General features: G+C 73.7%; 9 protein-coding genes. All 9 read left to right on the forward strand.

All coding sequences use genetic code 11. The features are described 5' to 3' along the window. Positions 1–66: 66 nt before the first annotated feature. The 9 genes from ACFPIJ_RS15425 to ACFPIJ_RS15465 all read left to right on the forward strand — a co-directional run bounded on the left by ACFPIJ_RS15425 (position 67) and on the right by ACFPIJ_RS15465 (position 9,848). Positions 67–3,051, forward strand: a complete 2,985-nt coding sequence (locus ACFPIJ_RS15425; RefSeq protein ID WP_380115589.1) for a winged helix-turn-helix domain-containing protein — start codon at positions 67–69, stop codon at positions 3,049–3,051. After that, positions 3,051–3,488 carry a hypothetical protein gene (locus tag ACFPIJ_RS15430; protein WP_380115591.1) on the forward strand — a complete coding sequence of 146 codons (438 nt, stop codon included), beginning with the start codon at positions 3,051–3,053 and terminating at the stop codon, positions 3,486–3,488. The genes ACFPIJ_RS15425 and ACFPIJ_RS15430 overlap by 1 nt, the downstream gene beginning before the upstream one ends. Further along, entirely contained in the window at positions 3,481–4,326 is an 846-nt protein-coding gene (locus tag ACFPIJ_RS15435) for an ABC transporter permease (protein ID WP_380115592.1), read from the forward strand. The genes ACFPIJ_RS15430 and ACFPIJ_RS15435 overlap by 8 nt, the downstream gene beginning before the upstream one ends. A gap of 31 nt (positions 4,327–4,357) precedes the next feature. Further along, positions 4,358–5,881 (forward strand): hypothetical protein, encoded by a 1,524-nt coding sequence (locus ACFPIJ_RS15440; protein ID WP_380115593.1) that lies wholly within the window; start codon positions 4,358–4,360, stop codon positions 5,879–5,881. Positions 5,882–5,908: 27 nt separating this feature from the next. Beyond that, positions 5,909–7,558 (forward strand): potassium channel family protein, encoded by a 1,650-nt coding sequence (locus ACFPIJ_RS15445; RefSeq protein ID WP_380115594.1) that lies wholly within the window; start codon positions 5,909–5,911, stop codon positions 7,556–7,558. Between the two features lie 174 nt (positions 7,559–7,732). Further along, positions 7,733–8,248, forward strand: a complete 516-nt coding sequence (locus ACFPIJ_RS15450; protein ID WP_380115596.1) for an endonuclease V — start codon at positions 7,733–7,735, stop codon at positions 8,246–8,248. A gap of 112 nt (positions 8,249–8,360) precedes the next feature. Next, positions 8,361–8,708 (forward strand): PadR family transcriptional regulator, encoded by a 348-nt coding sequence (locus ACFPIJ_RS15455; protein WP_380115598.1) that lies wholly within the window; start codon positions 8,361–8,363, stop codon positions 8,706–8,708. Further along, entirely contained in the window at positions 8,705–9,322 is a 618-nt protein-coding gene (gene lepB / locus ACFPIJ_RS15460) for a signal peptidase I (RefSeq protein ID WP_380115600.1), read from the forward strand. Before ACFPIJ_RS15455 ends, lepB begins: the two co-directional genes overlap by 4 nt. Positions 9,323–9,425: 103 nt before the next feature. Then, the gene (locus tag ACFPIJ_RS15465) at positions 9,426–9,848 is read left to right on the forward strand and encodes a hypothetical protein (protein ID WP_380115602.1); all 423 of its coding nucleotides are present in this window, start codon (positions 9,426–9,428) and stop codon (positions 9,846–9,848) included. Positions 9,849–10,041 lie beyond the last annotated feature (193 nt).

Here is a 10,041-nt window from a genome sequence, read left to right on the forward strand (position 1 = left end):
GGGCACCGAGTGTCGCAAGCGCTGGTACAGCAGGATCGCCGTGGAACGGCCCCGTCGACGTTGGCGGTGCCGGATCTTCCGCCCGGATACGTGCTGCGCGAGCGCGTCGTCGCGCAGCTGGACGCCGCGGTGCGTGCGCCGCTGACGCTGGTGACCGCACCCGCCGGCTGGGGCAAGACCGCTGCACTGGTCGCCTGGGCCCGCACCGTGCGGATCGGCGACGAGATGCCGGTGGTGCGCTGGGTGACCTCGCACTCGCCGGACGGCGCCGACGTGCCCGGCCGGCTGCGCGGCGCGCTGTCCGCCGGTGACGTCAAGGGTGACCTGAAGGCCGACTCGGACGACGAGCTCCCACGGGCCGTCGACTCCCTCGACCGGCCCCACATCGTGGTCGTCGACGACGTCCGTGAGATCAGTGACCCGGCCGCCCTGTCGGAACTGGAGTCGTTGGTGCGCCACGGCATGGGCCGCCTGCACCTGGTGCTGTCCTGCCGGCGGGACCCGGCGCTGCCGCTGTACCGGTGGCGGGTCAACGGCTCGCTGACGGAGATGCGCACGACCGACCTGTCGCTGACCATCACCGAGACCGCGCAGCTGCTCGCCGCGCACGACGTGGTCCTGCCGGGCAGCACCCTCTACGCGCTGCACTCGATGACCGAGGGCTGGCCGGCCGGCGTGCGGCTCGCCGCGATGGCGATGCGCGGGCACCCGGAGCCGGAGCGGGTCCTCGACGACGGCGGCCCCTACAGCACCGCCGTCGGCGACTTCCTCACCGGCGAGGTCATCGAGACACTGCCCCCCGACACCCGCCGGCTGCTGTTCGACACGGCGGTCGCGACCCGGCTCAACGCCGGCCTGGTCGAGGCGATCACCGGCCGCGACGACGGCGCGCGGGTCCTCGCCGAGCTCAAGGGCTCCAACGCGTTCCTGACCCGCAACGCCGGCCCCGGCGGCTGGTACCGGTTCCACCCGCTCTTCGCCCGGACGCTGCACTCCGAGCTGCTGCGCCGCAACCCGGAACGGGTCGCGGAGCTGCACCGCAGGGCGGCGGCCTGGCATGCGACCTACGGCATCCCGGCGGAGGCGATGCGCCACGCGCTGCTCGCCGAGGACTGGCCGGGCGCGGTCGAGACCCTCGACCGGCACTGGCCGGACATCGTCGGCGGGGTCCGCTACGACCGCCCGCACGAGGCCGCGCCGCACGCGCCGGCCGGCGACGAGCACACCGACCCGCGGCTGGCACTGGCGTTCGCGGCCGAGCGCCTGCGGGTCGGCGACCTGGAGGGCACCCGCGACTTCCTGCGCCGCAGCAACCGCGCCACCGACACCCCGGACCCGGCGCCCATCACGACCACCGGCACCACGACCACCGGCACCACGACCACCGGCACGACGAGCGGCAACGGCACCGCGAGCGCCGCCGGCAACGGCACGAGCGCCGGCGCGGCGAGCGGTGTCAGCACGGCGAGCGGTGTCAGCACCGGCGACGCGCCGGCGGGCCGCCAGGAGGGCCCGGCGGCCACCGGCCCCGGCACCCCGACCGGCGGCGGTGCGGGCCTGACCGCCCGGGCCGGCCAGAGCGCCCCCGGCATGCCGGCCGCGCAGCACACCCCGGCCACGCCGCCGGGATCGACGGCCCCGGCCGAGCGGCCCACCTCGGGCGGCGCCACTGCGGTCATGACCGCCCCGGCCCCGGCCACCGGCCAGCCCGCCACCGCGACCCAGCCCGCGACGGACGAGCCGACGACCACCGCCGCGACGGGCCCGATCCGGCTCAGCGCCCGCATGATCGCCGGGTTCGCGGCTGCCGAGGCGTGGCTGTCCGGCGACCCGCGCAGGACCCTCGCGGCGCTGGGCGACCTCAACCGCCCCGACGAGCAGAACGACGAGATCCGGGCACTGTCCATGCTGGACGAGGGCGAGGCCCGGCTGCGGCTGGGCGAGCTCGCCGCCGCCGGAGCGCCTCTGCACGGCGCCCTGGTGCTCGCCCAGCGCACCGGAATGGCGCAGGCGCAGGTGTGCGCAGCGGCCCAGCTGTCGGTCCTCGAAGCGACCCGCGGCCGGCTCCGGGCGTCGGCCCGCCTCGGCCGCCAGGCCCTGGTGACCGCGGACCGGTTCGGCATCACCGACGCCACCGACCTCGGCTGGGTGCGGATGGCCCTGGCCAGCGTGTACGGCGAGTGGGATCGCATCGCGGAGGCCGACCGCCTCCTGGACGAGGGCCTCGACCTGGCGGCCGGGGACCCGGACCTGCTCGTCGCGATCGCCACCGTCCGGGCGAAACTCCGGCACGGCGCGGGCCGGCTCGCCGCCGCGCTCGAGGTGCTGCACACCGCGCGGCGCGAACTCGGCGGCGCGGCCCTGGCACCCAGCGTGGAACGGGCCCTGGCACTGACCGAGGCCGAACTGCGTATCAGCGGCGGCGATCTCGGCGCGGCGCGCCGGCTCGTCGCCACCGGCGGCGACCCGGACGTGTACCCGGGCTGGGCCGCCTGTGTCGACGCGTCGGCGGCGCTGGTCGAGGGCAAGGCTGCCGCCGCCGCGTCGACCGCCCAGCAGTTCGCGACCCCGTCGGTGGACACGGCGCTGACGTGGACCGTGCACGCGGCGATCCTGACGTCCCTCGCGGGCCGGGCGCTCGGCGACCGGAACCGGGTGCTGCGGGGCCTGGAGGTGGCCCTCGACATCGCCGAGGAGGAGAGCTTCCGGCGGCCGTTCCTCGTCGGCGGGCACCCCGTGCGGGACCTCCTGGCGAACTTCGCGCCGCTGCTGCCGGTGTACCACCCCCTGGCCGCGGAACTCGCCGCCGGGTCGTCGCCCCTCGCGGGTGGCGGGCGCGGTGCCGACGGCAGCCTGGTGGAGCCGCTCACCGAGCGGGAACTGACGGTGCTGCGCTACCTGCAGGGCACGATGTCCAACCTGGAGATCGCCTCGACGCTGTACGTGTCGGTCAACACCGTGAAGACGCACGTGAAGAACATCTACCGCAAGCTGCACGCCGGCCGCCGGCGCGAGGCCGTCGAGCGGGCCCGGGAACTGCGGCTGCTGTGATGCTGGTCCGGGTCATCGACGAGGGACCCGGACCGGCCGCAGCGGCGACCCATCGGTGCATCTGGGGCGCGCTCGCCGCGACCGTGGCCTGGCCGGTGCTCAACCTCGCCGGGGTCACGCACCCGCAGGCCGCGGCGGTCGGGGTGGGGCTGCTGACGGTCCTGCCACTGCCGGGCCCGGCGCTGGGCGTGGCCCTCGCGGCCGGGCTGGTGCTGGCGTCCGGCCAGCCTGCCGCGGCGCTGCTCGCCCTGGCCGGCGCGTCCCTCATCGCGCTGGTGGGGGTACCGGCGCAGCACCTGCCGAAGTGGGTGGGCCCGCTGCCGCTGCCGGTGCTCGTCGCGACGGCCCTGTTCGCCGGGGTCGTCGGGGGGCTGCCGGGGGTCCTCGCCGGGCTGCTGCTCGCGAGCGCCTGTTCGGCGCTGGTCCGACATGCTTGAGTACCTGCGCGGACGGCGGACCGCGATCGTGCGCCGGCAGGCGTCCCGCGCTCTGGATCGGGTGGTCGGCCGGGGGCTGGCGGGTGCCGCGGAGCAGCCGCGCAGCGGGCCGTACTGGCCCGCCGACAACTGGGTGTTCGTGGCCTACGCCGTCGCCCTGACCTGCGCGGCGGTGGTGGCGCTCGGCATCCACTGGCTGGACCCTTCACCGCTGGGGCGCACGCTCCTCGCCGCCGTCGCCGCCGCCGGGTTCCTGTTCGCCGGGCTGCACGTGGTGCGCACCCCGGCGCGCCGGGAGCGGGCGCTGCGGCAGTTTCTCACCGACCCGCGGGACCGGGTCGCGTTCGAGGAGGCCGCCGCGCACGCCGACCGGATCATGCTGACCTGGCCGGCGCTGGAACGCCTCGGCGACCCGACGGACCCGCGGGACACCCTGGAGCGCACGCTGTGGGACCTCGCGCACGCCCTCGCCGAGCGCGGCGAGCTGCGGGCCGCGGTGCGGGAGCTGCGGGCGTCGGTGGGCGAGCCGATCGGCGCCGGGGTGCTGTTCGCCGCGGTCACGGACCGGCAGGCCGAGCTCATGTCCCGGCTGACGGAGGTCGACGCGGAGGTGAGCCGGCGGGTCGACCGGCTGCGCCACCTCGCCGGGCTGTGTCAGGGGTTCCTCGACCACCGCGCCGCGCAGTCGCGGGCCCGGGTGCGGGTCAACGCCGCCGACGTCCTGCTCGGCGCGATCAACGCCCGGCCGGGACGCGACCCGGAACCCGCTGAAACGCTGACGGAACGGACGGAAACGGTACTAGCCGCATACCGCGAACTCGCCGACGAGTTCGAGTAGCTACCCTGCCGGGGTGCTGAAAACCAGGTTGGTGACCGGGTTCGGAGTCGCCGTCGCGACGGTCGGGCTGTTCTTCGCCTACCTGCGGATGGCGTACGCGTTCCCGATCAACGCCGACGGCGCCAGCAACGCGATGCAGGCCTGGGACATGTTCCACGGCAATCCGCTGCTGTCCGGGTGGACATTGTCGGACGTCGCGTTCTACCCGAGCGAACTGATCCAGTACGCGATGATCCAGGTCTTCACCGGCCCGACGGTGGCGCAGATCCACATCGCCGCGGCGATCACGTACACGACGATCGTGCTGCTGGCCGCGATCCTCGCGAAGGGCCGCGCCACCGGGCTGCAGGGCTGGCTGCGGGTCGGGGTCACGGTCGCGATCCTGCTCGTGCCGGTGCCCGGCACCGGATACCAGACCCTGCTGTCCTCGCCCAACCACACCGGCTCGGCCGTGCCGCTGCTGCTCGCCTGGGGCGCGATCGACCGGATGCGCGACACGAAGTGGAAGCCGGTCGTGGTGGCGCTGCTGCTGGGCTGGGGCGCGTGGGGCGATCCGCTGGTCACGTTCGTCGGCGCGCTGCCCCTGGCGCTGACCTGCCTGGTGCGGGCGTGGCGGCTGCCCGGGTCGTACCGGATCCGCCTGAAGAGCATGGACTTCCAGCTGGCCGTCGCCGGTGGCGCGTCGGTGGTCCTGTCGCACGTCGCGACCTGGGCGGTGCACGCCCTCGGTGGCTACCACACCCCGAAGCCGCCGATCGAGCTGTCACCATGGGACGAGTGGTTCGGCCGGGCGCACATGACGGCCCGGATGCTCGGCGTGCTGTTCGGCACCCACCGCCCCGGCTGGCAGCCGAAATGGATCCAGCAGGGCGTGTCGTATCTGCACCTGGGCGGTTTCGTGGTGGCGCTGATCGCGGTGCTGATCGTGCTGGTGCGCACCGTGCTCGGCACCGCCGACCGGGTCGAATCGATCATGGCGATCGCGATCTGCTGCGACATCGGCGCGGAGATCGTCTCCACGCTGCCGGTCGACCTGATGGCGGCGCGGGAGATCTCGCCGGTCCTGCCGATGGCCGCGGTCATCGCCGGGCGGGTCATCGTGCCACGGCTGGAGGCCCGCTGGCGGCAGGGCGTCCTCGTCGGCGTCCTGGCGCTGCTGACGCTCAACCTCGTCGCCTACTCACCGCCGCGGGCCGAGCCGTCCGAGGGTCAGGTCGTCGCCGACTGGCTGGAGGCCCGCAACCTCACCTACGGGCTCGGTGGCTACTGGGTGTCGAACAACATCACCGTCACCACAGAGCGACGGGTCACGGTCGTGCCGGTCCTCGGCGACGGCGACCGGGTCACCCCGATGTGCTGGCAGTCCAAGACCAGCATGTATGACGCCACCCACGACGCCCGGTTCATCGTCTTCGAGAAGGACCGGCCGTTCTACGGCACCCCCGCCCAGGCGGTGAAGATGTGGGGGCCGCCGAAGCAACGGTTCGACACCGGTCGTTACGCCATCATGGTGTACGACGTGAACCTGCTGGTCGGTTTCCCGCCACCCTGTTGATGCCGTTGCGTCGATACGATCGCCGGTGTGCGCAGATTCGTCGTCTGGGGTGACAACGCCCTCGCGCGGCGGCTCGTCGGCGAGCTGATCAACAGCTACGGCGCACAGGTGACCGTCATCGTGCCGTCGCTGACGCAGAACCTGGCGCCGGAGATCGCCGAGCTGTGCGCGCCCGACCCGTGGTCGATGGTCGTGCAGGAGCGCCGCCTGAGCGCGGCCACGTTCCTGCGCCCGGAGCTCGCCGAGGCCGAGGCCATCGCGTTCGTCGACGCCGACGACGTGGCCAACGTCGACGCGGCGCTGATCGCCCGGGAGACCCTGCCCGACGTCCGGGTCGTGCTGCGGATGTTCAACACCGTCCTCGGCGAGGGGGTGGCGTCGCGGCTGCGCAACTGCGCGGTGCTGTCGGCCTCGGAGATCGCCGCGCCCGCGTTCGTCGCCGCGGCGCTCGGCGACAACACCCCGACGTCGATCCGGCTGACCGACGGGCAGCAGCTGATGGCGGTCGACCGCGACGCCGCGGTGCTGTCGGTGAGCGACATCCGCTGCGGCCTCGCCATCACCGCGACCGGGGAGAGCCTGCCCGCCGACGACGACGCCGCCGACCTCGTCCTGGTCAGCACCTACGGCCACCCGCTGCCGGCACCGCGCCGGGTCGGCCGGCACCCGCTGCGCACGACCCGGCTCGTGCTCAAGGGCGGGCTGCGCCGGGTCCTGGTCGGCGTCGCCGCGCTCATCGGCACCGGCACGGTCGTGGTCGCCGCCGTCAAGGACCTGAGCCCGTGGCGGGCCCTGTACGTCACCGTCCTCACCACCCTGGGCGGCGCCAACGCCGACCTCGGGGCCCGGCGGGTCAGCCAGGCCGTCGACCTGGCGCTGGTCGTCGCCGGGGTCGCGGTCATCCCGGCGGTCACCGCAGCCGTGGTCAACACCCTCGTCAAGGCACGGCTGAAGATCGCCGCCGGCGGCCTCGCCGTGCCGGTCGGCAACCACGTCATCGTGATCGGCCTCGGCAACGTCGGCGCCCGGGTCGTCCAGGAGCTGCACGACCAGGGCATCGACGTGGTCGCGGTGGACCGCTCGTCGACGGCCCGCGGTGTCGCCGTCGCGCGGAGCCTCGGCATCCCGGTGATCCTCGGCGACGCGCGGGACACCGAGACCCTCGACGCCGCGTCGGTCACCACGGCCCGCTGCCTGGTCATGGTCACCACCGACGACGTCACCAACCTGGAGGCGGCGCTGCTGGCCCGCTCGCTGCGCGCCGACCTGCGGGTGGTGCTGCGGCTGTTCGAGGAGGACTTCGCCCGCCGGATCAAGGTCGCGTTCGGCATCAACCACTCCCGCAGCGTGTCCTACCTGGCCGCGCCCGCGTTCGCCGCGTCGATGGTCGGCAGCGAGGTGATCGACACCATCCCGGTCGGCCGCCGGGTGCTGCTCGTCGCCGAGGTGCGCGTCGGGGCCCACTCCCGGCTGGAGGGCCGGCCCTTCCACGAGGTCAACGTCGTCAACGAGATCCGACTCGTCGCGGTCCAGACCGGCCGGCCCGGCCTCGAGCAGGGCGTGCAGACGTTCTGGTGGCCGGAACGCAACCGCGGGCGGACCCTGGACCGGGCCCACACGTTGGTGGTCGTGGCGACCCGCGCGGGCCTCGTCTCCCTGCTGGAGCGGGCCGCCTGAGTCGTCCCGGGTCATCCTCCGCGGGTGCCGCCGGCGAGCAGCTCGGCAACTTCCCGCAGGCGTTCTCCCACCTCGCGCTCATCGACGCCGCGATCCGGCTCGACCAGGCGCTCGGCTGATTCCCTGTTCGTTTCTTGTTCGACGGGTACGCCCGCGGCTGGGACCATTGCCGGCGTGAACGCACGCAGGTACGGAGCGATCGACGTCGACTACCCGGAGACCGGCGGCGCCCGGGGCGCCCTGGTCCTCGCCGGCGAGCCGACCTTCGGCACCCTCGTCGACGAGCGGGTCACCTGGCTCGACGAGGTCGCCCCGTATGAGCCGGGCGCGTTCTACAAGCGCGAGCTCCCCGCGGTGCACGCGCTGCTGGACCCGCTGCCCCAGCTCGACCTGCTCATCGTCGACGGCTATGTCGACCTCGACCCGGACGGGCGGCCCGGTCTCGGCGCCCACGTCCACGACGAGCTGCGCATCCCCGTCATCGGGGTGGCGAAGACCGCCTTCCACAGCGCCACCCACGCGATTCCCGTCCGCCGCGGCGGCGCGTCACGGCCCCTGTTCGTCACCGCCACCGGCGTGGCCCTGCCCGACGCGGCGGCCCTCGTCACCGCGATGGCCGGCGCGTTCCGCCTGCCCGACGCCCTGCGCCGGGTCGACGCTCTCGCCCGGGGCCGGGCGGTTCCGGCGTGACGCCCTTTCCCGAGTTCGCCACGCCGAGCCCCGTCAGCGACGGCGGCGGTGGCGGTGGCGGTGGCTACAACCTGCCTTCCCATCCATAGTCTTCATATGTAGAGTTTCAGGCATGCCGAGGTTGCCGCACACGTCGCCACAGACGCTGCACGTCTTCGAGGCCCTGCTCGCCGCGCCCGACGCCTGGCGGTACGGCTACGACCTGAGCCGGGAGACCGGGCTCGCGTCCGGGTCCCTGTACCCGATTCTCATGCGGCTCGCGGAGGGGGCGCTGCTGGAGACCCGGTGGGAGCCGGCCGAGCAGCCGGGCCGTCCACCGCGGCACCTGTACCGGCTGACCCCCACCGGCGCGGAACTCGCCCGCGCGCGGCTGGCCCGCGCTGCCGCTGCTGCTTCGCCTTCCACCGCGGTTTCGCCGTCCACCGCGGTGGTCCGCCTCCGTCCGCTGGCCGCGTCGTGAGCGCCCCGCACCGGCTGGCCCGCCGGGTCCTGTCCGTGGCCCTCGCCGGCAGCCGCAGCCCGTGGGGCGCCGCCGTCGTCGCCGAGCTCAACCACGTCACCGGCACCTGGGCGGTGCTGCGCTGGACCGCCGGCGGCCTGCGGGTCGCGTGGCGCGAGCGGCGCGGCGTCCGCCTGACCGTCGCCGCGGCCCTGGTCCCGGCGGTCGCGCTCGCCACGTTCACGGTCCGCCCGATCCCGTCCGGCGCAATGGCACCGACCCTGGGCATCGGCGACCACACGCTCGTCGACCGGCTCACGTTCCGGCTGACAGGCATCGACCGCGGCGACGTGGTCGTGCTGCGGGCCCCTTCCGACTCGGACGGCTGGTTCACCACCGTCGACCGGGTCATCGGCCTCGCCGGCGACACGATTTCGTGCACCGGCGGCCGGGTGCACCGCAACGGCACGCCGCTGGACGAGCCCTATACGCACGGCACGACCACCGACTGTTCCCCGGTGACCGTCCCGGCCGGCATGCTCTACGTCCTCGGCGACAACCGCGAGGTCGCCCGCGACTCCCGCCACTACGGCCCCCAGCCCGCCACCAACGTCGGCGGCCGGGTCATCCTGTGAGCTCGCTCCCGTGGCACGTTTCGGGGATTCGACGGCCGCCGCCATTGACTAACGTTGTATTCAACAGCGAGAACAAAGCCACACCGGATACCTGGGAGAGAACATGAGCGAGTGGGACAGCGGCGACAACGGCGGCGTTGACTACGGCCACGTCGAGGCGGGTCAGGAGCACGAGTCGCTGGACCAGCTGCACCAGGTGCACGCTGCGGACAACGACTACGACTCGCAGTTCGGCGTGTACGAGCAGGACAGCGCGTCGGCCGAGTCGACCTCGTTCGACCAGGGTCACCACGTGGAGTACAGCGACCCGTCGGGTGCGCAGTACGAGGAGTCGGACTTCACCTCGTACGACCACAACGAGGCCAACGCTGACCACGTGTTCGCGGCCGAGGGTTCGGAGTCGTCGCACGCGTCGGAGTACGACCAGCTCGACGCCCTGCAGTCCCGCTTCGACAGCGCGTTCGCCTCGGGCACCGAGCTGCACACCGACGGTGGCAGCGCCGCCCTCGGCGTCGCCTCCAACTAAAGCGTTCCTCACCGCTCCTCGGAGCGTCACGATGGCCGGCACCCTGGCGGGGGTGCCGGCCATCGCCGTTCCCACGCCTCCCGCGGCCACCATTCTCCGCCGTCAGATGGCTCAGCGGATTGTTTTGCAGCCGAAACGACGATAGGCCCTCACCGAAGTGAGGGCCTATCGCGAAAATTTGTCCGGCGGCGTC

The sequence above is a fragment of the Dactylosporangium cerinum genome, assembly GCF_042653625.1.
Classification (GTDB): Bacteria; Actinomycetota; Actinomycetes; order Mycobacteriales; family Micromonosporaceae; genus Dactylosporangium; species Dactylosporangium cerinum.

Bases quoted from the DNA above. Each gene is read 5' to 3' on its own strand.
- ACFPIJ_RS15430 (WP_380115591.1), top strand. From the start codon at position 3,051: ATGCTGGTCCGGGTCATCGACGAGGGACCCGGACCGGCCGCAGCGGCG.
- ACFPIJ_RS15435 (WP_380115592.1), top strand. From the start codon at position 3,481: ATGCTTGAGTACCTGCGCGGACGGCGGACCGCGATCGTGCGCCGGCAG.
- ACFPIJ_RS15455 (WP_380115598.1), top strand. From the start codon at position 8,361: ATGCCGAGGTTGCCGCACACGTCGCCACAGACGCTGCACGTCTTCGAG.
- ACFPIJ_RS15465 (WP_380115602.1), top strand. From the start codon at position 9,426: ATGAGCGAGTGGGACAGCGGCGACAACGGCGGCGTTGACTACGGCCAC.